Source organism: Mesorhizobium sp. B2-6-4, assembly GCF_006441495.1.
Taxonomy (GTDB): domain Bacteria; phylum Pseudomonadota; class Alphaproteobacteria; order Rhizobiales; family Rhizobiaceae; genus Mesorhizobium.
The window spans coordinates 139,700-163,555 of record NZ_VFUE01000013.1 but is presented as its reverse complement, the minus strand read 5'-3'; the positions used below and the strand labels follow the sequence as shown (position 1 = coordinate 163,555).

Annotated in this window: 23 protein-coding genes, 1 other RNA gene and 1 pseudogene; 17 read left to right on the top strand and 8 right to left on the bottom strand. The window is 63.4% G+C overall.

What is annotated here, in order from left to right; genetic code table 11:
• Positions 1–5: 5 nt before the first annotated feature.
• Both FJ426_RS19650 and tsaA read right to left on the bottom strand, forming a co-directional pair.
• Positions 6–320, bottom strand: a complete 315-nt coding sequence (locus FJ426_RS19650) for a DUF2293 domain-containing protein (protein WP_140495859.1) — start codon at positions 318–320, stop codon at positions 6–8.
• Positions 320–841 (bottom strand): tRNA (N6-threonylcarbamoyladenosine(37)-N6)-methyltransferase TrmO, encoded by a 522-nt coding sequence (tsaA, locus tag FJ426_RS19645; protein WP_140516630.1) that lies wholly within the window; start codon positions 839–841, stop codon positions 320–322. Before tsaA ends, FJ426_RS19650 begins: the two co-directional genes overlap by 1 nt.
• Positions 842–1,020: 179 nt before the next feature.
• On the opposite strand from tsaA, the gene FJ426_RS19640 reads away from it, so the two are divergent.
• Positions 1,021–2,043 (top strand): metalloregulator ArsR/SmtB family transcription factor, encoded by a 1,023-nt coding sequence (locus tag FJ426_RS19640; RefSeq protein ID WP_140495166.1) that lies wholly within the window; start codon positions 1,021–1,023, stop codon positions 2,041–2,043.
• Positions 2,043–2,960 (top strand): methylenetetrahydrofolate reductase [NAD(P)H], encoded by a 918-nt coding sequence (gene metF, locus FJ426_RS19635; protein ID WP_140521221.1) that lies wholly within the window; start codon positions 2,043–2,045, stop codon positions 2,958–2,960. Before FJ426_RS19640 ends, metF begins: the two co-directional genes overlap by 1 nt.
• A 372-nt stretch (positions 2,961–3,332) precedes the next feature.
• Here metF and FJ426_RS19630 read toward each other — a convergent pair whose 3' ends face one another.
• Positions 3,333–4,262, bottom strand: coding sequence for a DMT family transporter (locus FJ426_RS19630; RefSeq protein ID WP_140825503.1), 930 nt, complete (start codon positions 4,260–4,262; stop codon positions 3,333–3,335).
• A gap of 207 nt (positions 4,263–4,469) precedes the next feature.
• Between FJ426_RS19630 and FJ426_RS19625 the strand changes: the two genes are divergently transcribed.
• Positions 4,470–5,690 carry an alanine racemase gene (locus FJ426_RS19625; protein WP_140825502.1) on the top strand — a complete coding sequence of 407 codons (1,221 nt, stop codon included), beginning with the start codon at positions 4,470–4,472 and terminating at the stop codon, positions 5,688–5,690.
• A 64-nt stretch (positions 5,691–5,754) separates the two neighbouring features.
• On the opposite strand, the gene FJ426_RS19620 is transcribed toward FJ426_RS19625, so the two are convergent.
• Together FJ426_RS19620 and FJ426_RS19615 are read right to left on the bottom strand one after the other, a co-directional pair.
• On the bottom strand, positions 5,755–6,933 hold the full coding sequence (locus FJ426_RS19620; RefSeq protein ID WP_140761227.1) for a lytic murein transglycosylase: 1,179 nt from the start codon (positions 6,931–6,933) through the stop codon (positions 5,755–5,757).
• A 185-nt stretch (positions 6,934–7,118) separates the two neighbouring features.
• Positions 7,119–7,913 (bottom strand): GH25 family lysozyme, encoded by a 795-nt coding sequence (locus tag FJ426_RS19615; RefSeq protein WP_140516622.1) that lies wholly within the window; start codon positions 7,911–7,913, stop codon positions 7,119–7,121.
• 316 nt (positions 7,914–8,229) lie between these two features.
• Here FJ426_RS19615 and FJ426_RS19610 point away from each other — a divergent pair, with 316 nt between their 5' ends.
• Complete coding sequence (locus FJ426_RS19610) at positions 8,230–9,609, top strand: serine hydrolase (RefSeq protein ID WP_140521219.1); 1,380 nt, start codon at positions 8,230–8,232, stop codon at positions 9,607–9,609.
• A 16-nt stretch (positions 9,610–9,625) separates the two neighbouring features.
• On the opposite strand, the pseudogene FJ426_RS19605 reads toward FJ426_RS19610, so the two are convergent.
• Together FJ426_RS19605 and FJ426_RS19600 are read right to left on the bottom strand one after the other, a co-directional pair.
• A pseudogene (locus tag FJ426_RS19605) lies at positions 9,626–10,279 on the bottom strand (class I SAM-dependent methyltransferase); the annotation flags it as partial.
• Positions 10,276–11,523: a DUF3419 family protein gene (locus tag FJ426_RS19600; RefSeq protein WP_224518994.1), complete on the bottom strand. Its 1,248-nt coding sequence runs from the start codon at positions 11,521–11,523 to the stop codon at positions 10,276–10,278. The gene FJ426_RS19600 and the pseudogene FJ426_RS19605, both read right to left, overlap by 4 nt.
• A 235-nt stretch (positions 11,524–11,758) precedes the next feature.
• On the opposite strand from FJ426_RS19600, the gene FJ426_RS19595 reads away from it, so the two are divergent.
• From FJ426_RS19595 to FJ426_RS19565, 7 genes are all read left to right on the top strand, one after another.
• The gene (locus FJ426_RS19595) at positions 11,759–11,968 is read left to right on the top strand and encodes a hypothetical protein (RefSeq protein WP_140495184.1); all 210 of its coding nucleotides are present in this window, start codon (positions 11,759–11,761) and stop codon (positions 11,966–11,968) included.
• Between the two features lie 155 nt (positions 11,969–12,123).
• On the top strand, positions 12,124–12,843 hold the full coding sequence (locus FJ426_RS19590; RefSeq protein ID WP_140495186.1) for a DnaJ family molecular chaperone: 720 nt from the start codon (positions 12,124–12,126) through the stop codon (positions 12,841–12,843).
• Positions 12,840–13,595, top strand: a complete 756-nt coding sequence (locus FJ426_RS19585) for an N-acetylmuramoyl-L-alanine amidase (RefSeq protein WP_140516616.1) — start codon at positions 12,840–12,842, stop codon at positions 13,593–13,595. Before FJ426_RS19590 ends, FJ426_RS19585 begins: the two co-directional genes overlap by 4 nt.
• Before the next feature lie 210 nt (positions 13,596–13,805).
• A complete protein-coding gene (locus tag FJ426_RS19580; protein ID WP_140516614.1) occupies positions 13,806–14,522 on the top strand; it encodes a transglycosylase SLT domain-containing protein in 717 nt (238 codons plus the stop codon).
• Between the two features lie 65 nt (positions 14,523–14,587).
• Positions 14,588–14,997: RNase P RNA component class A (gene rnpB / locus FJ426_RS19575), an RNA gene on the top strand.
• A 171-nt stretch (positions 14,998–15,168) separates the two neighbouring features.
• Positions 15,169–15,444 carry a type II toxin-antitoxin system ParD family antitoxin gene (locus FJ426_RS19570; RefSeq protein WP_140516612.1) on the top strand — a complete coding sequence of 92 codons (276 nt, stop codon included), beginning with the start codon at positions 15,169–15,171 and terminating at the stop codon, positions 15,442–15,444.
• Positions 15,441–15,743, top strand: a complete 303-nt coding sequence (locus FJ426_RS19565) for a type II toxin-antitoxin system RelE/ParE family toxin (RefSeq protein WP_140516610.1) — start codon at positions 15,441–15,443, stop codon at positions 15,741–15,743. Before FJ426_RS19570 ends, FJ426_RS19565 begins: the two co-directional genes overlap by 4 nt.
• A gap of 8 nt (positions 15,744–15,751) precedes the next feature.
• Here FJ426_RS19565 and FJ426_RS19560 read toward each other — a convergent pair whose 3' ends face one another.
• Positions 15,752–16,867, bottom strand: coding sequence for a cystathionine gamma-lyase (locus FJ426_RS19560; RefSeq protein ID WP_140516714.1), 1,116 nt, complete (start codon positions 16,865–16,867; stop codon positions 15,752–15,754).
• A 408-nt stretch (positions 16,868–17,275) separates the two neighbouring features.
• On the opposite strand from FJ426_RS19560, the gene mraZ reads away from it, so the two are divergent.
• The 6 genes from mraZ to FJ426_RS19530 are packed head-to-tail and all read left to right on the top strand — an operon-like array spanning position 17,276 to position 23,855.
• A complete protein-coding gene (gene mraZ, locus FJ426_RS19555; protein WP_140825501.1) occupies positions 17,276–17,734 on the top strand; it encodes a division/cell wall cluster transcriptional repressor MraZ in 459 nt (152 codons plus the stop codon).
• A complete protein-coding gene (gene rsmH, locus FJ426_RS19550) occupies positions 17,731–18,762 on the top strand; it encodes a 16S rRNA (cytosine(1402)-N(4))-methyltransferase RsmH (protein ID WP_140521216.1) in 1,032 nt (343 codons plus the stop codon). The genes mraZ and rsmH overlap by 4 nt, the downstream gene beginning before the upstream one ends.
• A 4-nt stretch (positions 18,763–18,766) precedes the next feature.
• The gene (locus FJ426_RS19545; RefSeq protein ID WP_140559520.1) at positions 18,767–19,162 is read left to right on the top strand and encodes a hypothetical protein; all 396 of its coding nucleotides are present in this window, start codon (positions 18,767–18,769) and stop codon (positions 19,160–19,162) included.
• Positions 19,159–20,868, top strand: a complete 1,710-nt coding sequence (locus FJ426_RS19540; RefSeq protein ID WP_140495205.1) for a penicillin-binding protein 2 — start codon at positions 19,159–19,161, stop codon at positions 20,866–20,868. Before FJ426_RS19545 ends, FJ426_RS19540 begins: the two co-directional genes overlap by 4 nt.
• Before the next feature lie 54 nt (positions 20,869–20,922).
• On the top strand, positions 20,923–22,377 hold the full coding sequence (locus FJ426_RS19535; RefSeq protein ID WP_140559521.1) for a UDP-N-acetylmuramoyl-L-alanyl-D-glutamate--2,6-diaminopimelate ligase: 1,455 nt from the start codon (positions 20,923–20,925) through the stop codon (positions 22,375–22,377).
• On the top strand, positions 22,374–23,855 hold the full coding sequence (locus FJ426_RS19530) for a UDP-N-acetylmuramoylalanyl-D-glutamyl-2,6-diaminopimelate--D-alanyl-D-alanine ligase (protein WP_140825500.1): 1,482 nt from the start codon (positions 22,374–22,376) through the stop codon (positions 23,853–23,855). The genes FJ426_RS19535 and FJ426_RS19530 overlap by 4 nt, the downstream gene beginning before the upstream one ends.
• Position 23,856: the final 1 nt, after the last annotated feature.

The following is a 23,856-nucleotide window of genomic DNA, read 5'->3' as shown; positions in this document are numbered from 1 at the left end:
CAGCTTCAATCATCCTCGTCGTCGGCGTCGAGCAGGCGGGTGGCGCGCCAGCGGGTAAGTACGACATTGGTCTGCTCGATGACGAAGAAACGCGCCGAGTCGCGGTCATAACCTTCGGCGAGCAGCTTTTCGTAGTCGGTATGGGCGTGGCGGATATGGGCAACCGTCGCCAGCCACACGGCAATGGTCGGCGGCAAGGTCTTCATGTGGACGGAGCCGGCATCCGCTCGGATCTTCTCCATATCGGCATAGGGCGCCAGCGGCAGAAGCGCGGTCAACGCCTTGGCGACGGCGCGCCGACGGCCGGTCGGCGCCTTCATCATTCGTCGCGCCCTTCGATGGTCGCCTCGGCAAAGGCATCGGTCGATGCGAAATAGGGTTTTATGTCGACCACCGGGGTGCCGTCGAGCACGTCGATGGCGTCGATCTCGATGCGCCCGGTGGCGAGGTCGAGCGCAACCAGTTTCGCCACATGCAGGCCGATCGGGTTCGGTCGGGCAGGGGAGCGCAGGCCGAATACGCCTTTTGCTTCAGCCGCATGGCGCGGTTTCTGCACGATCAGAGTCCGCGGCGCGTGGTGGAGCCACGACAGGATGACGAGATGGCTGGTGCGCTCCAGCCCTTGCAGGCCGGCGCGGTAGGGCGGGTCGATCGTCAGTGCTGCCGGCTGCCCGGTCTCGCGCGCCGCGCGCATGTTCTTGGGGCAGGTTTCGCGCGTCGTCCATGGTGAGGCGATACGGCCGATGAAGACGACGCCGCCATCCGCCGGCATCAGCGCCGGATCGATCTCGAGCCTTTTTTCACCCTCCCGCACCTCAAACATCTCACGCCGCCCGGTCATTTTATCCATCTTTTTGTTGACGCATGTCTTGCCCTGAAACCGCTACACATTTTTAGGCGCGACATGCACCGAGAAATCACGCCTGCGGCATTTTCTTGTCCGGAAGCGACATAGCGCTTGCAAGGCTGTGAAAATCGACATAAACATATGTTTATATCTTTTTCAAAGAGAATACGCTGATGCATGTCGCGCTCGACACCATGGTGGACACATTGAAGGCGGCGGCCGAATCGAGCCGCTTGCGCATACTGGCGCTGCTGTCGCGCGGTGATCTCACCGTGTCCGATCTTACCGAGATTCTCGGCCAGTCGCAGCCGCGCGTGTCACGCCACCTGAAGCTGCTCCTGGAGGCCGGGCTGATCGGTCGTTACCAGGAGGGGTCGTGGGCCTTCTTCCGGCTGTCGGATACGGATTCCGCGCGCGACTTCGTGCTGCGGCTGGTCGCCGGCATTCGCGGCGCCGATCCGCAGGTCGAGCGCGATCTCGAGCGGCTGGCCTCGGTCAAGCGCAAGCGGCAGGACCGCGCGGCGGAGTATTTTTCGCAGAACGCGGCAAGCTGGGACCATATCCGCTCCCTGCACGTGCCTGACCGTGCGGTCGAGGCAGCCCTCATGAAGCTCGTCGGCAAGCGGCCGTTCCAGTCGATGCTCGATCTCGGCACCGGCACCGGACGCCTCTTGGAGATATTCTCGCCGCTCTACCGGCGCGGCATCGGCATCGACATGTCGCGCGAGATGCTGACCGTCGCGCGCGCCAACCTCGACAAGGCCGGCGTCTCCAATGCTCAGGTGCGGCAGGGCGACATCTTCTCGCCGCCGGTCGAGCGCGACGCCTTCGATCTCGTCACCATCCATCAGGTGCTGCATTATCTCGATGATCCTGCGCGCGCCATCCATGAGGCGGCGCGGCTGCTGCGCCCTTCCGGACGGCTGGTGATCGTCGATTTCGCGCCGCATACCCTGGAATTCCTGCGCGACGAGCACGCGCATATGCGCCTCGGCTTTTCCGACCGGCAGATCGGCGAGTGGTTCTCCGAAGCGGGCCTTGATCTCGAAGATGCCCAGGAGTTCGAGCCGCGCGGCGGCACCGAGGCCAGGCTCACGGTCAAGCTCTGGCTTGGCCGCGACCGGCGCCTGCTGATCGCCGATCCTGCCAATGACAGCCAGCAGACCAAAGTGAGTTCGATAGGGGAAATCGCCTGATGAACCAGTTCCGCTTTTCCCGCCGCCCCGACATTGGCGACAAGGTCAGGGTTTCCTTCGAATTCTTCCCGCCAAAGTCGGATGAGATGGAGGCGAGGCTGTGGGACACGGTCACCCGACTGGAACCGCTGAAGCCGAAATTCGTCTCGGTGACCTATGGCGCCGGCGGTTCGACTCGGGAGCGCACGGCACGCACCGTAGGCCGCATCCTGAAGGAGACCAGCCTGACGCCGGCAGCGCACATGACCTGCGTCGACGCCCCGCGCCCTCAGGTCGATGCGGTGATCCAGGAATTCGCCGAGATGGGTGTGAAGCGGTTCGTCGCCCTGCGCGGTGATCCGGCCGCGGGCGTCGGCACCGCCTATCGTCCGCACCCGGACGGCTATGCCAATGGCGCCGAGCTGGTCGGTGCGCTGAAGAGCGCCGGCGATTTCGACATCTCGGTCTCGGCCTATCCGGAAAAGCATCCGGAAAGCCCCGACTTCGCCACCGACATCGACATGCTGAAGCGCAAGGTCGATAATGGCGCGACGCGGGCGATCACCCAGTTCTTCTTCGACAACGATCTCTACGAGCGCTATGTCGAGCGCGCGCGTCGAGCCGGCATCTACATTCCGATCGTGCCGGGCATCCTGCCGGTGCACAATTTCACCCAGGTCGCCAATTTCTCGGCACGTTGCGGCGCGCTGGTGCCGGCATGGCTGGCCGAACGTTTCGACGGCCTGCAGAATGATCCGCAGACGCATGCGTTGGTCGCGTCGGCGGTGGCGGCCGAGCAGGTGCTGGACCTGGTCGAGCGGGGCGTGGGCGATTTCCACTTCTATACGATGAACCGGGCCGACCTCGTCTTTGCCGTCTGCCACATGATCGGCATCCGCTCGCATGAGGCGGAAGTGGCTGGCTCCGCAGCCGCCTGAACCGGGCTTGAGTTGCAGAAAGGCCGGGTAAAAACCCGGCCTTTCAAACTGGTTGATTATTGGGTGCTGGTCTTCCCCGTTTTTGGCGGGTTCAGGGAAGAACGCCTATAATGAGGGCGCCGATGAATGCAAACGCAGCACAGATCATCAATGCGTTGATTGGCCTCGTAAGTCCCATGACATAGCCTCCTCTTAAAGAGCTATGGCCGGAGTCTAGGGTCATTTGTGCCACAGGCAAGCGGAAAATGTGCTGCATTGCGACGCGATTGTGGAGTTTGCGACCTCGTTTTCGCCGTTAGGCGTTGAAACTTCTAGGCAAAAACCAGATACGAACCTGTGAATAAATTATGGCGGCTTCGTGTCGTTGGCATGTCATGGCAGCGCTACCCTGCGGATGAACAGGCGCCCGTCTATGGTCACCAGGCCGAGACCGATCAGCATCATGCCGTCGATTTCGAACAATTCCAGCCGCTCGCCGAGGAACAGGAAACCGAGCAGCATGGCACTCACCGGCACGATCAGCGTCACCAGGGAGGCGTTGGTGGCGCCGGCCGAGGCGACGAGGTTGAAATAGAGGATATAGGCGAAGGCGGTGGACAGCAGCGCCAGCGCCAGCACCGCCGCCCAGACCGGCGGCGAGGCCGAGAACAGGCCCGCGGGACCGTGCGCAAGCAGCACCACCGGGATCATGATGATGGTCGAGGCGGTCAGCTGCCCGGTGGCAATGACCGGCGAGGGCACGCCCTTGAAGCGACGGGCGACCATCAGTGCGACGCCGTAGGACAACGATGCTCCGATCAGCGCGAATTTGGCCCAGACCGGGCCGCCGAGGCCGGCAACCAGGCCGGGGCCGATCATCACAGCCGTGCCGGCGACGCCAAGCGCAATGCCGGCCAGCTTGTTCCAGGAGAGCTTCTCGTCCGATGTCAGGGCGTTGGCGAGGATCAGCGTCCAGAACGGCGTGGTCGCATTGAGCACCGAGGCGACGCCGGCGCCAAGCTCAGTCTGGCCGGCGAAGATCAGCGAAAAAGGCACGACGTTGTTGGTGAAGGCCAGCAGGAAGAACAGTCCTGCATGAGGAAGGGCAAGGCGGAAGGATGGGCCGCGCAGGAAGAGATAGAGCTGTAAAGCGAGTGCCGCGATGGCGACGCGAAACAATACCAGCACCAGCGGGTGAAGCTCCGCCGCGGCAATGCGGGCGAAGAAAAAGGAGCCGCCCCAGATCGCGCCGAGCAGCAGAAGCTGCGCCCAGTCCTTGAGCGCCATCGGTCCGCGCGGTGCTGATGTCGCGGCTATTGCCATGTGATGCGTCCTCCCCGGACGGCCGAATGCAGGCAGCCAGACAGAAGCCATATCGGGTTCGCAGGCAAGAACCACCCGAAACCTGCCCGATGGCCTGTCTCCCCTGACAAGCCTAGCGCCCTGCCGCCAGGCGCAAGAGACACAGAATTGTTTTCATTGGCCGCTAGCTTGGATTAATTGTGCGCAGGCTAGGTCAAGGATTCGTCCATGCAGCGATTCGAGAATGCCAGCGAGGCGGCACTGGCGCTTCGCCCGGACGATCCGGTCTACTGCTTCCGCCCGCAGGTGCTGAAGGCCGATGCCTTGCAGTTCATGGGCATGTTCCCCGGCAAGACGGCCTATGCGGTCAAGACCAATGGCGAGCAGATCGTGCTGAAGACGCTGGTCGAGGCCGGTGTCTCCGCCTTCGACGTGGCCTCGCCCGGCGAGTTCGCCGCCGTGCGCGCGGTCTCGGCCGATGCCGAGATGCTCTACATGCATCCCGTCAAGGCGCAGTCGGACATCAAGCTGGCGCTGGAGAAATACGGCATCCGCGTCATTGCGCTCGACCACGAAGACGAGATCACCAAACTGACGCGGGTGGTCAGGGCACTCGACATTGACCCGGGCGCAATCAGCGTGTTCGTTCGAGTGCAGACCAAGGGCCATGCGGCCTACGAGCTGTCGAAGAAGTTCGGCGCCGGCCCGGCCTATGCGGTCGAGCTCGCCGAACGGCTGAACCGCACCGGCTACAAGGTCGGCCTGTGCTTCCATGTCGGCAGCCAGATCGAGGACCCCGACACCTACGAAAGGGCATTGGCTTCCGCCGACTGGGTGCGCAACCGGCTGACCTTCGACCTGGCCGGTCTCGATGTCGGCGGCGGTTTTCCGGCCGAATACGGGCATGATCCCAACCGCAAGCAAGTCGCGATGCCGTCGCTCGGCCAGATCATGTCGCGGCTTTCTGGAGACCTCAAGGAATACCAGTTCGACCAGATGCCGCTGGTGGCCGAGCCCGGCCGGGTGATCGTGGCGCGCTGCCTGTCGCTGATCGTGCGGGTGCTGTTGCGCAAGGGCAAGCGGCTCTACATCAATGACGGCATCTGGGCGTCGCTATCGGATTCATGGACCGGCAAGATCACGCTGCCGGCACGCTTCATTCCCGATCCGGCGATCCGCACGCGCAATGGCGACGAGAAGACCATCGTGCCGTTCAAGGTCTGCGGCGCGACCTGCGATTCCGTCGACATATTGTCGCGGCCGTTCTGGCTGCCGGAAACTGTCGACACCGGCGACTGGATCGAGATCGGCCACATCGGCGCCTATTCGCTGTCGCTGAGAACCCGTTTCAACGGCTTCTATCCCGACACTTTCGTCGAGGTGGCGACGTCCTTCGACGAGGGCGATGCACCGGTGGGTTTGGCGAGTCTGGAGACGATGGCGGATTAAGTAGTGAGTGGTGAGTAGTGAAATGGGTCCGTCACTATTCCCTACTCACAGCTTCATTCCCTATTCACAGCTTCGCTAAAAGCTCCGGCGTCGGCCAGCCGTCCACGGGCAGTCCCAGCCGCGTCTGCTCCTTGCGGATTGCTTCGCGGGTGTTGGTGCCCAGGATCCCGTCGACCGTGCCAACATCGTAGCCCTTGGCTTCCAGCTTGGTCTGCAAAGCCTTCATCTGCTCGTTGTTGAGGCCTGGTTCAGGATTGCGCGGGTCGATCGGTGGCGCGCCGGCAAGCCGCGCGGCAAGATTGGCCGCGGTCAGCGCGTAGGTGAAGGACTGGTTCCATTCGAGATAGACGTCGAAATTGTCGTAGGTGAGGAAGGCCGGGCCCTTGCGGCCCATGGGCAGCGCCAGCCCGGCCTTCAGGCCCTTGTCGACCAGCGGCGAGCCGTCGGGATTGGTGACGCCCCACTGCGCCCATTGCGTCAGCGGCAATTTGTTGGTGCGGCCCGTCTGGTCCCAAGGCATCTCGTCGGGCACGCGCACTTCCTGGATCCAGGGCTCGTCGCGCTTCCAACCGCGCGACAGCACCTTGTTGGCCGTGGTCATAATCACGTCCGGCACGCTGCCCCGCAGGTCGATCTTGCCGTCACCGTCGCCATCGACGCCGCGGGCAAGATAATCCGAAGGCAGGATCTGCGTCTGGCCGATCTCGCCAGCCCAGGCGCCGTTGACGTCGGCCGGCAGCACGCCATGGTCGATCAATTCCAGTAACGGCACCAGCTGCTGCCGGAACAGTTGCGGGCGGCGGCAATCATGGGAAAGCGTCACCAGCGCGCTGAGCGTATGGAAATCGCCCTGCACGGCGCCGAAATCGGTCTCCAGCGCCCAGAAAGCGGTGATGACCGGCGCCTGGACGCCGAACTGCTGGTCGGCGCGGGCGAAGATATCGGCATATTTCTTCATGTTCGCCGCGCCCTGCTTCAGCCGGTAGGCCGAGATCATCCGGTTGGAGAATTCGATGAAGGTCTGGGTGAAGACGCCCTGCGCACGGTCGCGCGCCAGGGCCCTCTCGTCGAAGCTGGCATCCTCGAGCGCTTCGAGGCCGACAGGGCCGACACCCGCCGCCTTGGCTTCCGCTGCCACGCCCTGCTTCCAGGTTTCGAAGTCGCCGCCACATTCCTGCGCCATTGCCGGCAAGGCCGTGGCGCACAGGAACAGCACCGCGAGGGCTTGGGGACGCAGTCGCATAGACTTCCTTTCGACATCAGGATTCCCGGGCGGCCTTGCTGTCCATCTGGATGCGCGTCGCCCCGGAATACCGGCGGTTGCACTCTTGGCCGCCGGCCGTGTCGAAAGCAGGCGGCAGGCCCGGTGTCAACGGGTGTTCTGCAGCAACCCTTCCTCCGGGCGGCTTGGCACCCGTTGACACGGTGTCAACGGGTGTTCTGCCTCAACCATTTGTCCCAGGCGGCTTGGCTGCCGTTGAAGACGTTTATATCGGACTTGCCGATCATGCCGGGAACGATGCCGGTTCCCGTATACTGCCAGAAGGTGAAGGGGTGGCTGCCATATTTCTGACGCGGGTGGCCGGCGACGGAGCGTAGCCAGTAGGGATAACCGCGGAAGGTCGACAGCTCGTTGTCTTCAAAGAAGTCTACCGACGTGTAGATGATCGGCTTCTTGCCGTAATGCCGCTCGACGATTTCGAGGAAGGTGGTCATCTCCGCGCGCACGGTGGCCGGGTCGGGGCGCAGCCTGCAGGTCGGCGATTTCGGGTTCCATTCCATGTCCAGCACCGGCGGCATGGCCGAACGGTCGACGGGGACGTTGCGGATGAACCAGCGCGCCTGTACCGCCGCCGGAGTGCAGAAATAGAAGAAATGATAGGCGGCACGAGGAACGCCGGCGGCTTTGGTGCGCGCCCAATGCTCGTTGAAATAATCATCGAAACGGTCGCCGCCCTCCGTCGCCTTGATGAAAGCGAAGGAAATACCGCTGGCCTTGGCGGTCGGCCAGTCGACCGAGGTCTGGTATTTTGAGACGTCGGTGCCGTGAACTGCGTAATTCCAGGGCGCGCCGCTGTCCCATTCATGCGGCTTGGAATCGGCGAAGCGGGGCGCGCGCACCGCAACCGAAGGGGTGCTGGATGGCGACAGTGGCGACAGATCCTCCACGGTCGAGCATGCGCCGAGCAGCGTCAGCATGAAAAGGGCCGCGAGACGGCGCATCACAACTCCCGAGCCGGTTGCAGCCGGTCGCTGATGGGTCTGTGCACTGATGGCCGGCGCTTGGTCTGGCCCCCGCCGGACGATCGCCCCACAGCATCGCCCGGTATATCGCCAAAACGCGCATTGTTTCGGCGCGCTTTGATTTTGTTTCCTGCCGTGATCCCAAAAACGCGGCGCGCTGTTGGGCGACATGCACCTGTGATCGCCGATCATGGTTGATATCTGGTTGACGACGCTCGACAAGGCCCATGATTTTGCGGAAGCAATGGCGGCAAATCGATGACATGGATCGAGCCTGGATTCGGGGGCGGGAAAGATGCGGATCATTGCCAAGATCGTCAAACGGCTGCTCGGCCTGGTGGTGCTGGCGGTCGTGGCGCTGTTTGGGTGGCTTTATTTCGCGCCGCCCGAACTGATCCGGGTCGGCTCGGGCTATTCGGCAAAGATCGTCTGCTCGAACGTTTTCGTCGCCGGGCGCGATGCCAACGAGGTGCTTGCCGTCGATGTGCAGGCGCCCGGTCATCCCTTGCTCAAGCTGATGCGGGTCTCGGTCGACAAGAACCGGGGCACAGTCTCCGCCGGCCTGCTTGGCTTCCTCGGCAAGAGCATCGCGGTTTTCCGCGACGGGCTGGGCTGCGCCTCGGTCCCGGATGGCGATGTCGGCAAGGCGCGGCGCACGGCGATCCATGTCGAACCCTCGGCGACAAGACAGGACGCGCTGTGGCCGGAAGGCGAGCGGGTCGAAGCCTCGCAGAACCCGGAGGTGGTGAAGATCGTCGACGATGCCGCCATGACCGGCGCCGGCATGCGCGCCGTGGTGGTGGTCAAGAACGGCCGCGTCGTGGCGGAACGCTATGGCGAGGGCTTTTCCGCCCGGACGCCGTTGCTCGGCTGGTCAATGACCAAGACGGTCAATGCCGCCATGGTCGGCACGCTGGTCAAGAACGGCAAGATGGCGATGACCAACCAGGGCCTTTTCGCGCCGTGGAAGGCCGATGGCCGCGCCGCGATCAGCCTTGCCGACATGATGGCGATGTCGAGCGGGCTGGAATTCAACGAAGACTATGGCGACGTCGCCGACGTGACGCGCATGCTCTATCTCGAACCCGACATGGCGGGCTTTGCCGAAGCCAAGCCGCTCACGGGCGAGGTGGGCAAGGTGTTCTCCTATTCGAGCGGAACGGCGGTGATGCTGTCGCGGCTCTGGCAGGATGCGGTCGGCGACAAGGCCAAGGCGTTGACGTGGCCGCGCACCGCGCTGTTCGAGCCGCTGGGCATGCACAGCGCCGTGCTCGAGACCGACGAACAGGGCACGTTCGTCGGCTCATCCTATCTCTACGCCACCGCCCATGACTGGGCCCGCTTCGGCCAGTTCCTGCTGCAGGGCGGGGTCTGGAACGGCAACCAGATACTGCCGGCCGGTTTCGTCGACTGGATGCGCGAACCTGCGTCGGCCTCGAAAGTCTACAGCAAGGGGCAATTGTGGATCGAGGCGCCGGGCGACGAGGAAAACCCCGGTGCCGGCGTGGCGGCGGGCCTGCCCAAGGACACCTATTGGATGGAGGGGCATGATGGGCAGACCGTCGCCATCATTCCATCCGAGCAATTAGTGGTGGTGCGGCTCGGCCTGACGCCGGCCAAGCTGGGCTACAGGCCGCAGACCATGGTCGGGGCATTGGTGAAGGCGCTGCGCTAGCCAACCAGCTGCTCGGCCGGACCACCGCCAGCCAGGCGTAGCCGCGATAAAGTGTGCGGAAACGGAAGGTTGCGCCGATTTTTCGCGATTCCGATTCCAGCACCTCGCGCAACATTTCACGGGGCGTGACGTGGAATTTTCTGAGCCAGCCGCGAAGCAGGGTCCGAAACCAGTCCGGCAGGCCTTCCTGCTGGCCGAAGTCGACGATGTGCAGGGAACCGCCCGGAGCGAGCGTTGCCAGCGCGGCGGAGACCGTCTTTTCCCAGCCTGCGATCATCGACAATGAATAGGACACGAAGACACGGTCGAAGCTGTCGCGGCCGAACAGCGCCTTTGCGTCGAACTCCGTGGCGTCGCCCCTTGCCAGCATGACGCGATCGGACAGGCCTTCGCGGGCAATCGCGGTGCCCGCGGTCTCCAGCATCTCTGCCGAAATGTCGAGGCCATAGAAGCGCGCGCCGGGAAAGCTGCGGGCGGCGAGGATGATGTTTCGCCCGGTGCCGCAGCCGAGCTCCAGCACCGTGCCGCCCGGCGGAACGTCCAGCCCTGATATCAGCCGGTCGCGGCCGAGCAGATAATATTTGCGGGTCAGGTCGTAGATGTGACGCTGCCAGCGGTAGACACCGTCCATCAGTTCGGCGTGATTGGCCGGCAGCTCGGTAGTGCTCATGAGGCGCGCTTCACGTACAGATGAAAGCCGCCATAGATTGCCGAGCGGTCGCGGGTGGAGAATTCGCGCGAGGCATCGCTCTCGTAGCTCCACTGGTCGAGCAGGGAAGCGGAGACGCGGCCCGGCAGCAGACTTGGCTCGGCCGCAGTGCGGAAGATGACACGCGCGCCGGCGGAGGCGGTGCGGGTGATTTCCGACCACAGCGCATTGAGCTGGTCGTCGGTCATCCAGTCCTGCGCGTCGAGCAGGATGAAACGGTCGACGGAACCCGCGTCCTTGCCTGCCAGGAATTCGATCAGATTGGCATGATGAATGGCGACGCGGTCTACATTGCCGCGAATGGCCTCATAGTTCTGCCTTTCAAGATAGGCGGGCAGGGCGGCTTCGCCGGGTTGGGGGTAGCGCCTGGCAAAGGCTTGCCAAGCGAAATAGTTGTTTTTCAATGGAAAATCGCAGGCGAGCTTTTCCAGCCGGGCTTTCAGCACACTGGCCATGGTGCCGTCGCCGGACGTGATGAGAGAGTCATATTGCGCCGGCGGGATGCCGAGGCCGAACAGCGAGGCCTTGCGCGAGGTCGCCCATTTCAAAAGCGGCTTTTCGAACACCGGGGCCAGCTCCTGGTGGAAGAAGCGGCGCTGCTCGCCAATGTTCCTGGCCTGCATGATGCCGGCGGGGTCGACGCCGAAGAATTTAGCCGTGCGGTGGCCCATGGCGATGAACAGGCCAAGCAGGCCGGTCTGGTAGAAATTGCGGTCGAAGACGGCGATGCGCCTGATGCCGCGCCAGTTGCGGCGCTCCCAATAGTGGCGGCTGACCGGATCGAGATGCGGCGCGATGAAGCGGTCGTAAGCCTGAGAATTGTGGTCGTTGCCGGCGGCACCGAAGAAGCGAAACAGGTCGCCCTGCGAAGGCAGGTGGCGCACCGCCTCCAGCTTCATGCGGTTCAGGGCTATGTGAGCGGCATTGAGATCGACGGCGTCGATCCTGGCCGGCGACCGGGTGAGATAGGCCAGGATATTGCAACCGCCGGAGGCAATAGTGACGACGCGGTGGCCTTCGCCAAGCTGCATTGCGTCCATGTCGACATCGGGATCTTCCCAGATCTGCGGATAGACCAGGCCCGAAAACAGGAAGGCGAACAGCCGTTCGGAAATTCCTGCCTTCGACAGGGGGCGGTTCTGGTAGACGGCTTTTCCAACTTCCTTGCCACGGCGAAAGATCAGATCTGCGGAAACGTCCGTCATGGCAAGGTGATTCCCCATTTGCTTTGCCGCAAGCGGGTAACGCCCGGCTATGACAGGTGGATGACAGCGATCCGCACAGGGGAGCGCAAAGCTGTTTCACCCCCGGGGAGGCGCAAGGCGAGGATGCGAGCGATGTTACATGCGGAAACGCATCGTTACGAAACCCATGGCTGAGTGATGCATTTCCTTCTCGACCGTTCACTGCAACGTGAGCGTGTGTTGAAGGAGAGATGTCATGAAAAAACTCATTCTTGCGTCGGTGTCCGCGCTTGCGCTGCTCGGCGTCGCTGCATGCAGCGACAGCGGCACGGGGACGGATAACACCACCACCCAGAGCACCAATCCGCCGGCCGAGCAGCCAATGAAACCTGCGGCGCCCGCGGATAATTCGACCAAGCCTGCCGAGCCGGCTCCGGCAACGCCCGCTCCTGCGCCCGCGCAGTAGTCCATTAGTACCTGTGTTCTGGCGAAGGGCCGGCGTCTTGCCGGCCCTTCGCCCAGGCGGGTAGTGGTTCCGACACGAGATCGATTGTCGTCGGAGGTATGATGCCGGCCGTTATTGGCTTGATAGCGGGGACCGGTTGGCTCTAAGAAGCGGCCATGTCGATTTGGGACCGCCTCGGCGACTTCATCACGCGGATTTCGTCCTCAGCCTCGTCGGGCGTCGCCGACGTGGTCGAGGCTGTACGCACCGTTTTTTCCGGCGATGCGGATTTGCGCCGTCGCGTCGCTTTCTCGGTGGCGATGATTGCGCTCTCGGCCAAGATGGCCAAGGCCGACGGGGTCGTCACCCAGGATGAGATACGCGCCTTCCAGGAAATATTCGAGGTGCCGCCAAAGGAGACGCGCAACGTGGCGCGGCTCTATGATCTGGCCAAACGTGACGTTGCCGGCTTCGAGACCTATGCCGAGCGCATGGCGCAGCTTTGTGGCTCCGGCCATTCGAACTGCATGATGCTGGAGGATATACTCGATGGCCTGTTCCACATCGCCAAGGCCGACGGGCTGATCCATGAGCGTGAAGGCCAGTTCCTGCACCGCATCGCCGAAATCTTCCGCATAGACGAGGTGCACTACGAGGCGATCCTTGCCAGGCACGTCAATCTTGGTGCGGCCGACCCCTATGTCGTGCTCGGCATCGAGCGCGGCAAGCCGTTCGAGGAGGTCAGGAAACGCTACCGCAAGCTGGTTTCCGACAATCATCCGGACCGGCTGATCGCGCGTGGCCTGCCGCAGGAATTCATCAAGATCGCGACGACGAGGCTCGCGGCGATCAACACCGCCTATGAGATGATCGAGCGGGGCCTGCGGCACGCATGAGCGGCTTCCTGCCCGACGAGCCGAGCGCCGAGGTCAGGGTATCGCCGAATTTCGGGCCACGGCGCGAGACGCTGAAGCCCGACATGATCGTGCTGCACTATACCGGCATGCCGACAGGCGCCGGGGCCGAGGCGTGGCTGTGCGACCCGGCCAGCGAAGTCTCCTCGCACTATCTGGTGCATGAGAACGGCCATATCGTGCAGATGGTCCGGGAAAGCGACCGCGCCTGGCACGCTGGGAAGAGTTCGTGGTTCGGACGCACCGACATCAACTCCTGTTCCGTCGGCATCGAGATCGTCAACCCGGGGCATTCATTGGGTTATCCCGGTTTTCCCAAGCGACAGATCGATGCGGTGATCGGCTTGTGTGCCGGAATTGCCAGCCGGCATGCGATTGCCCCCCAGCGGGTGCTGGCGCACTCCGACGTGGCGCCGGGGCGCAAGATCGATCCGGGCGAGAAGTTTCCCTGGCGGGCCCTGTTCGAGGCCGGCGTCGGCCACTTGGTGGCGGCGGCACCGATCAGGCGCGGCGCCGTGCTGAAGACCGGCGACGCTGGCGCCGATGTCGAGGCGCTGCAATCGATGCTGGCGCTCTACGGCTATGGAGTCGAAATATCGGGTGTTTTCGACCAGCAGACGCGGGTCGTGGTCGAGGCTTTCCAGCGTCATTTCCGGCCACGCCGGATCGATGGAGTGGCGGACGGATCGACGATACGCACGCTTCAACGGCTGCTCGCTTCCCCCGGAACTTGACCTTAGGTCAGGATGCCGTCCAAGTAATGCTTTTCCGACATTAGGTTACAAACTGTCACTTAAAGTGAATTGCCCCGCCTTCATTGCGCGCAATTCGGGCCTCAAAGGGCAATCCGTACAGTTTGTCGGGCGTCTAACCCCCGGATGATCCGACATTAATCAAGCAATGCCGCGCGGAGATCTTCGCGCGTTCAGACAGAACAGGATCACATGCAGAAATTGACCGTTGTAACGGCAGCTCTTGCTGCCGGCGTAATGACTTTTGCCTTCGGGGCGGCGAGCGCCGCGCCGCTGAGCCCACGGGCCGATCAGGGGCTCGTCGCAGCGACCGCCAAGGGCAAGGCCATTTCGGCCAAAAGCAGCAAGGACGTGAAGGCGGCGAAGCGGTCTTCCGCGAAAGTGGAGAAGGCGAGCTGGACCAAGGCCAAGAAGCCGAGCACGAGACAGAAGACCAGACGAGGCCGCAAGGCCGTCGACAAAACGACGACGGCATCGATCGGGATCAAGGACGCAGCAGCCTCGACGGCAGCGGTGGCCAGTGGCGATCAGTATTCGGCCATCGTGGCGCGCTATGCCGCGAGCTATGGCGTGCCGGCGTCGCTCGCTCATGCCGTTATCAAGATCGAGAGCAACTATCGGCCGAACCTCGTCGGCGGCGCCGGCGAAATCGGCTTGATGCAGATCAAGCCGGCGACGGCGCGGATGATGGGCTATAGCGGCTCGGCCAATGGGCTTTTCAATCCGGACACCAACATCAAATACGGCATGAAGTATCTTGCCATGGCGCGGGATCTCGGCGGCGGCACGACGTGCGGCACGATCCTGAAATACAATGCCGGCCACGGCGCCACCCGAATGAACCCGGTTTCGGCCGCCTATTGCAGCAAGGTCAAGGTGCAACTGGCGGCTGTCGGATCGCCGGCGTGACAAGAACCGGTCGTAACCGGCTTTTTTGGTTGCGTTTTGTGGCGTGAACCCCTTTATACGCCTGGCCAGCTGGCCGGGCGGCCGCACCAGCAAAAGCCGAAAGGCCGCGGGTGAGGAAAGTCCGGGCTCCATGGAGACACGGTGCCGGCTAATGGCCGGCGGGGGCGACCCCAGGGAAAGTGCCACAGAAAGCAAACCGCCACGACTTGGCTTTGCCGGGTCGGGGCAAGGGTGAAAGGGTGGAGTAAGAGCCCACCGCGCGACTGGCAACAGGAGCGGCACGGTAAACCCCACCGGGAGCAAGACCGAATAGGGGCGGTGCGAGGGGAAACCCTCGAGGGCTGTTTCCGGCTCACCGTCCGGGTAGGTTGCGTGAGGCGCATGGCAATATGCGCCCAAGATGAATGGCCGCCACGTTCTCGCGCCGCAAGGGGCGAGGGCCATACAGAACCCGGCTTACAGGCCAGCTGGCAGTTTTTCTCCGCGATATCGGCCTTTGCGATCAGCAGGTTGCGCCCTGGGGCGCGCCTGTTGATTCAACGGCTTTTTTGTCGCCTGCCAATCTGCATCCACGGCCGCAGGGGACTTTCTTGAATTCGGTACGATTAAATCGTACCATGCTTCAGCAAGTGGACGAGGAGCGGTCATGGGACAGGTCGATAAACGCAGCATCACCCTCTCGCCGGAACTGGCGGCGGCGGTCGACGATGTGGTCGCCGCTGGTGAATACGCTTCGGCTAGCGAGGTAATCCGCGATGCACTCCGGCAATGGAAGGATCGGCGCGACCTCTTCGGCTATACGGTCGAGGAGTTGCGGAGGCTAGTTCAGGAAGGGATCGACAGCGGGCCGGGACGATTTGAATCGATGGAGGAAATTAAGGCCGAAGCGCGGAGACGCTTGCGATCTGACGGCGCCGCATGAATTTGCTCTCTATCGTCCGGAACGCGCGCGCTGAAGACGATCTGATCACGATTTGGCTGCATATTGCGCGCGACAGCGAGGCTGCAGCCGACCGGCTGCTCGACCGCATCGAGGCACGGTGGCAGCAAGTGACTACCTATCCTTTCTCAGGCGCGCCACGAGACGATATCGCACCGGGTGTTCGCCATCTAATAGTCGGCAATTATCTCACTCTGTATCGAGTTAGGGACGATGTGATCGAAATCCTTCGCGTGCTGCACGGCCATCGCAATGTCGAAGCCAATGACCTCGGTTCGTAATCGTCGGGTCAGTCGCCGATCCTGTCCAGCGACGCCTCGATCGCCGCCCAAAGCTCTTCAACTGGTTCGCAGCCGACCGAGAGGCGAACGAAGCCGGCTGGAACCGCATCGCCGCGCTTCGAACGCCGCTCGGCGGAGGTGTGGACGCCGCCGAAGGATGTCGCGGCCTGCATCAATTCGCAGTTGTTGATGAAATCCTCGGCCTTCTGCTCCGAAGCGAGTTCGAAGGAAACAAGGAAGCCGAAGCGTTCCATCTGGGCACGGGCAAGATTGTGCGAAGGATCGCCTTCCAGGCCGGGATAGCGCAGGCCCGTGATCGCCGGGTGACCTTGCAGGCGCCGCGCGATCACTTCCGCCGAGGAGCACATGCGGTCGAAGCGCACATCGAGCGTTTCGAGGCCACGATGCACAAGCCACGCTTCGAACGGCCCTGGAATGCCGCCGGACGTTTCGCGCCAATCCGTCACCGCGGCGATGATGTCGGCGTTGCGGCTCGCGACATGGCCGAACAGCACGTCGGAGTGGCCGTTGGGCGCCTTAGTGTCCGCGGCGATGACAATATCCGCGCCATGGTCGAGCGGGCGCTGGCCGAAAGGCGTCATGGTCGTATTATCAACGACAAGCAGTGCGCCCGCTTTGTGTGCGGCCGCGGCCACCGCCGCGATATCGCATATGTCCAGCCCCGGATTAGCGGGCGTCTCTACGAAAGCGAGACGATAGCCTTCGAAACCGCCATCGAGGAAGGTCGAGGTTGGCCTCACATCGTAGGCGATGCCGAGTGGTTTCAAGAAGCGTTCGGCCAGTGCCCTTGTCGTGTGATAGCCATCCGAAGGCAGAAGAATGCGGTCGCCGGTCTTGAGGACAGCGAAAAATGCCGCCGAAATCGCCGCCATTCCGGAAGGAAAAGCGACGCAGGGCGCGTCTTCCAGATGCGCCAGCATATGTTCTACCGCATCCCAGGTCGGATTGCTGAAACGGCCATACTGGTTGAAACCGGTGGCGTCGCCAGGCGCGTGAAAGATGGCAGCCATGGTGAGTGGCAGGGGGATGGAATCGCCGACGGCAAGTGCGTTGCGACGGAGGTGGGCAAGAGCCGCGGCGCGCGACCGTGCTGTTTCAGACATCGACATTCCAACCCTCTTGGTGACCCTGGACGTGTGGTGAGACGCTATGCCCGGCAACAGCTCGCGACAAGGCGCGTCCGGTTGGGCCAAGCGGCTCTAAACGCTTCGTTAGGCTTAATGATCCATAAAGACGAGACGTGTTTTCAAAGCCGCTTCCATCGGTCGCGACGGCATGTTGTGAAGCCTGTTCCCGTTGACGCCCATAACACCCCATGATATCCCATATCGATACCAAAGCCTTCGTTCCGCGTCAGAGTGAAGCGTACGCCAATCGGGCAGCCGCGGCGGCTGCGCGTTTGCCGGTTTTCGCCCCTGTCACGGAGGCGGGTTCAGGGCAGGGAACGCGTAGCGGTGGCGCGTGCAACACGACGAAGAGGGGTGCGGCGGCGCAAGCGGCCGTGACGTGTGATGGACCGGTTTCTGTCGAACACGGTGAGCAGGATCGATGCGAAGGGGCGGGTGTCCGTTCCTGCGCATTTTCGCGCCGTCGTTCAGAAACGCGGCCATTCGGATCTCTACGCGCTGCGTTGCCTGGATCTGCCGGCCATGGATGTCGGCGGGCCCGACCTGCTCGACCGCTACGAGCAGCGCATCGCGCTCGAGGATCCGTTCCAGCAGACGGCGGACGACATGTCGTTCTTTTGCCATGGCGACGGAACATTCCTGAAGCTGGACCAGGATGGTCGCATCACGATCAGCGACTTCATCCGCGAACATGCCGGCCTTTCGGCGGAAGTAGCCTTTGTCGGGCGCGGCAATTTCTTTCAGATCTGGGAGCCGGGACGGCTTGCGGCCTACGGAGCGCAGGCGCGGGCCCGGCTTTTGCAGCTTCGGCAGGGGACGAAGCCTGGGGAGCGACCGGAATGACGGTGGGCCACGGCGATGATATCAACGCCGTTGGCGGACCGGCCCGCCACATTCCGGTCCTCCTTGCCGAAGTGTTGCAGGCGCTCTCGCCAGCGGAAGGGGACGTCGTCGTCGACGGCACGTTCGGCGCCGGCGGCTACACCAAGGCCATCTTGGCGGCCGGCGCGTCCGTGGTTGCCATTGATCGCGATCCGGATGCCATAGCGGCTGGTCGCAATCTCGAAGCCCAATCAGGCGGCCGCCTGCGATTGGTGCAGGCGCCATTCTCGATGCTGGACCAGCATGTCGAAAGTGCCGACGGCGTCGTGCTCGACATCGGCGTTTCCTCGATGCAGCTCGACCAGGCGGAGCGCGGGTTTTCGTTCCGCGTCGATGGGCCTCTCGACATGCGCATGGCGCAGGCGGGCCTCAGCGCCGCAGATGTCGTCAACAACTTCAAGCCGGGCGATCTTGCCCGCATCTTCGGCTTCCTCGGGGAGGAGCGCCACGCCGGGCGCATCGCGCGCATGATCGAAGCGCGTCGCGAAAAGCGTCCGTTCGAGCGCACGCTGGAGCTTGCCGACGCCATCGAGACGCATATCGGCCGGGCGCCGAAGGACAAGATCCATCCCGCCACCCGCGTCTTTCAGGCGCTGCGCATCTTCGTCAATGACGAGCTCGGTGAGTTGGCCAAGGCGCTGTTCGCCGCCGAGCGGGCGCTGAAGCCGGGCGGACGACTTGCCGTGGTGACATTCCATTCGCTGGAGGACCGCATCGTCAAGCGCTTCATTGCCGATCGCTCCGACGCCGCGAGCGGCTCGCGCCACATGCCGGAGGCACGGGCACGCAGTGCCACCTTCAGCAAGTCCGGCGGCGGCGTGACGCCGGGTGATGCCGAGACTGCGGCCAACCCGCGCGCCCGCTCGGCAAGGCTGCGCGCCGCCATCCGCACCGATGCGCCGGCGCGTGCCGTCGATTTTTCGATTTTCGGCCTTCCAAAACTTCCCGGCCCAAAACTTCCCGGCATCGAGCGGCCGGGGGAGAGGTAAGCACGTGTTTCGTTCCAGCGACATCGTCCTCATCGCCGTCATGGTCTCGGCGGCGGCCCTGACCTACAAAACCAAGCGCGAGGCCGAGGACCAATTGGCTGCAGTGCAGAAAATCCATGCTGAGATACGCTACGAGGAGGACACGATCGACCTGCTCAAGGCCGACTGGAGCCTGCTCACCCAGCCATCGCGGCTACAGAAGCTCGCCGAGCTCTACAAGTCGCAGCTTGAACTGGAGCCGGTCAGCGCGCACCAGATCGTCGGCCTCGGCGACCTGCCAGCCAAAACCCTCGACATCCAGGACATCCTGAACGGGCACCAAGGCGGCATGGCAGACAATTCCGGCAACACACCCTCGGACGGCAAGGATCCCATCGTGACCGGAGGCATCGCCCAATGATCGGCAAACTGCTGAAACGTCGCCCCAGGGCCAGCGAAGACGGTTCAATCGTGGTCGATGGCGCCCGCAAGGCGACCGGAGGCAAGGGCAAGGCGCGCATCGTCATGACGATGGCGGTGTTCTTCGGTATCTTCTCGATCATTTCCGGGCGGCTTGTCTATCTCGGCTTCCAGACCCCCGACATGTCGGGCGGCCCGCAGAGCCGGGTGACGGCCTCGCGACCCGACATTGTCGACCGCAACGGCGAGGTGCTGGCGACGGACATCAAGACGGCATCGCTGTTTGCAGAGCCGCGCCGCATCGTCGACGCCGACGAGGCGATCGAAAAGCTGTCGACGGTGCTGCCGGAGATCGATTACGAGCAGACCTACCATAAGCTGAAGAGCGGCGCCGGCTTCGTCTGGCTGCAGCGGCAGCTGACGCCCAAGCAGCAGGCCGACATCATGCAGCTCGGCATTCCCGGTTTCGGCTTCCGCACCGAGAAGCGCCGTTTCTACCCCAGTGGTGAAACCTCGTCCTACATTGTCGGCCTGACCAATATCGACAATCAAGGCATCTCCGGCATGGAGAAATATATCGACGAGCAGGGCCTGAGCGATCTGCAGGCGTCGGGCCTGGCGGTGGCGAAGGATCTCAAGCCGGTGAAGCTCTCGATCGATCTGCGCGTCCAGCATGTGGTGCGCGACGAGATTGCCGCCGGCCTGGAGCGCTATCGCGCCATGGGCGCGGGCGCCGTCGTGCTCAACGTCAAGACCGGCGAAGTGGTGGCCATGGCCTCGGTGCCGGATTTTGATCCGAACAATCCCTACAATGCACAAGACAAGGACCGGCTGAACCGGATGTCGGCGGGGCTCTATGAGATGGGCTCGACCTTCAAGAGCTTCACATCAGCCATGGCGCTCGATTCCGGCAAGGCGACGATGGCGAGCCGCTTCGACGCTTCGCATCCAATCCGGGTCGGCCATCAGGCCATTCACGATTTCCACGGCAAGAACCGCGTGCTGTCGTTGCCGGAGGTGTTCCTCTATTCATCCAACATCGGGTCGGCCAGGGAGGCCGAACTGGTCGGCATCGAGGCGCACCGCGAATTCCTGCATCGTCTTGGCATCTTGGACAAGATGCAGACCGAACTGCCGGAAGTCGCCCGTCCGACTGAGCCGAAGGTCTGGAAACAGGTCAACTCGTTCACCATCGCCTTCGGTCATGGCGTGTCGACGACACCGTTGCAGGCGGCTGTCGGCTGCGCGGCGCTGATCAATGGCGGATATCTGATGGAGCCGACATTCCTGGTCCGCAGCCAGCAGGACGCGATGGCGGCGGCCAAGAAAGTGGTAGCCGACAAAACGGTCGAGGGCATGCGCTATCTCTACATGCTCAACGCCGAGAAGGGCTCGGCCAGAAATGCCAGGGTCCCCGGCTACCGCGTTGGCGGCAAGACCGGAACAGCCGAGAAGGTCATCAATGGCCGCTACTCGAAGGAGTTGAATTTCAATACGTTCGTCGCCGCATTCCCGATGGACGATCCGCAATATCTCGTGTTTACGATTGCCGATGCTCCGCACCCGGAAAAGCCGGGCATGACGGACGTCGCGGCCGCGAATGCCGGGGTCATGGCCGGCAATATCATCAGGCGTTCCGCGGCCATGCTTGGCGTGAAGCCAGATTTCAGCCATGAAAATGGTGCAACGCTGGTTTCCTATCAATGATTCTTAGGGCGCGCCGGCAACTGCGCGCTATTTTGTTGCGGTGAACGGAACTCGATGAAGCTCAAAAATCTAACCGGTATCCTGCCAGTCGAAGGAACAGCTTCCGCCGATCTGGAGGTTACCGGCATCTCTTCGGATTCCCGCCAGGTAAAACCCGGCGTCGTCTTTTTCGCGCTCGCTGGAAGCAAGGCGGATGGCGCCGCCTATGCCGCGGACGCCGCCGCACGAGGGGCTGCCGCGATCGTCGCGGGCAAGGACAGCGCCCTTGGCGGACTGCCAGTTCCAGTGTTGGCCGTCGATGACCCGCGCCTGGCGCTGGCCCTGAGCGCGGCCCGTTATTTCGGCAAACAGCCGCAGATGATGGTGGCCGTCACCGGCACCAGCGGCAAGACCTCGGTCGCCGCTTTCGTCAGGCAGATCTGGGAGCAAGCCGGCTTTGCCGCGGCCTCGATCGGCACCACCGGCGTGGTGGCGCCGGGCCGCAACGATTATGGCTCGCTGACGACGCCAGATCCCGTCGCCTTGCATCAGCTGTTGCTTGAACTGGCGGACGCCGGCGTCACCCATGCTTCCATGGAGGCCTCCAGCCATGGTCTCGACCAGCGCCGTCTCGACGGCGTCAGGCTGGCCGCCGGCGGCTTCACCAATCTCGGCCGCGACCACATGGACTACCATCCGACGGTCGAGGACTATCACCGGGCCAAGCTGCGTCTGTTTGATGCGCTGCTGCCGAAGGGCGCGCCGGCCGTGATCTTCGCCGACGATCCGTGGTCGGCGCCAACCATCCAGGCGGCGAAGGCCGCAAGGCTCGACGTGCTGACGGTCGGCCGCCACGGCGATTTCCTGACGCTGAAGCGGGTCGAGCATGAGCGCCACCGCCAGCGTGCCGAGGTCGAGGCCGACGGGATGCTCTACGAGATCGACCTGCCGCTGGCCGGCGATTTCCAGATAGCCAACGCGCTGGTTTCGGCCGGGCTTGCCATCTCCACGGGAACGCCAGTCGCCAAGGCCTTGAAGGCGTTGGAGAAACTCAAGGGCGCACCCGGCCGGCTCGACCTTGTCGGGACGACTGCAAACGGCGCGCCGGTCTATGTCGATTATGCGCATAAGCCGGACGCGCTGGAAAACGTGCTTGCCTCGGTGCGCCCGTTCACCACCGGCCGGGTCATCGTCGTGTTCGGCTGCGGCGGCGACCGCGATCGCGGTAAGCGGCCGATCATGGGCGAGATCGCGACGCGGCTCGCCGACGTCGTCATCGTCACCGACGACAATCCGCGCTCGGAAGTGCCGGAGACGATCCGGGCCGCGATCCTTGCCGCCGCTCCCGGCGCGATCGAGATCGGTGACCGGCGCGCGGCGATCCACGAGGCCGTTGCCATGTTGCATGCCGGGGACACGCTGATCGTGGCCGGCAAGGGTCATGAGGAAGGCCAGACGATCGGCACCGAGACCCTGCATTTCTCCGACCACGAAGAAGTCCGTGCCGCGCTGCTGGAGCGTGCCGCATGAATTTGCTGTGGACATCCGAGACGCTGGTCGCCGCCATGGACGGGCGACCGATCGGGCCGATGCCGGACGGCATATCGGGCATTTCGATCGACAGCCGCAGCCTTCAGCCGGGCGACGCTTTCTTCGCCATCAAGGGCGAGGCGATGGACGGCCATGATTTCGCGACCGCCGCCATCAAGGCCGGAGCCGGGGTGCTGGTCGTGGCCGAAGGCAAGCTGCCGTCGCTTGGCCGGCTGACGGCGCCGATGATCGTCGTCGAGGACGTGCTGGTGGCACTGGAAAAGCTCGGTGTCGCATCGCGGGACCGTTCCCAGGCCAAGATCATCGCGGTGACCGGTTCGGCGGGCAAGACGACCACCAAGGAAGCGCTGCGCCACGTGCTGTCGGCGGTCGGCAAGGTGCATGCCTCGGCGCAGTCGTTCAACAACCATTGGGGCGTGCCGCTCACCTTGGCGCGCATGCCGGCCGATTGCGACTATGCCGTGTTCGAGATCGGCATGAACCATCCCGACGAGATCAGGCCGCTGGTCAAGATGGTAAGGCCGCATGTCGCCATCGTCACCATGATCGCGGCGGCGCATCTCGGCTTCTTCCGCAATCTGGACGAGATCGCCAAGGCGAAGGCCGAAATTTTCGAAGGGCTGGAACCTGGCGGCGCGGCGATCCTCAACCGCGACGACGCGCGTTTCAAGCTTCTCGACAAGATGGCGCACGCCGCCGGCGTCGAGCATGTCTATGGGTTCGGCGAGAACGCGCGCTCAACCTTCAGACTGGTCAAATGCGAAGTCCATGCCGATCATTCCGACATTGCCGCCAGGATCGGCGGTTACGAGGTGACGGCTCGCATCGGCGCGCCCGGCCGCCACATGGTGCAGAACATTCTGGCGGTCCTCGGCGCGGCCCGTCTGGTGGGCGCCGATCTCGACAAGGTTGCCCTGGCGCTGGCCGATCTCTCGGCCGAGCGCGGCCGCGGCAAACGCTATGTGCTGCGTCATCCCGGTGGCTCGACTTCGAGCCATCCCGGTGGCCCGACTTCAAGCCACCCCGGTGGACCGATCACGCTGATCGACGAAAGCTACAACGCCAACCCCGCCTCGATGGCGGCCGCCATGGCGCTGCTCAACGCGACGCCGGTGACGGGCGAAGGCCGCCGCATCGCCGTGCTGGGCGATATGCTCGAGCTCGGCGAGTATTCGGCCAAGCTGCATGCTGCACTTGCCGGTCTCATCGTCGGCACCGGCACGCAGACCGTCTTTCTCGGCGGTCCGGAGATGCGGGCGCTGGCGGAAGCGCTGCCGGGCGAGATCAGGACAGAATACCGCGCCAACGTCGAGGAATTGAAGCCGGTTCTGTTTGCCGCACTGAAGCCAGGCGACGTGGTGATGATCAAATCGTCGAAGGGCATCGGCTTTGCAAAGCTGGTCGATGCGTTGCTGGGCAAGTTCCCGGCTGAAACGACAATCGGCAAACAGACCTAGG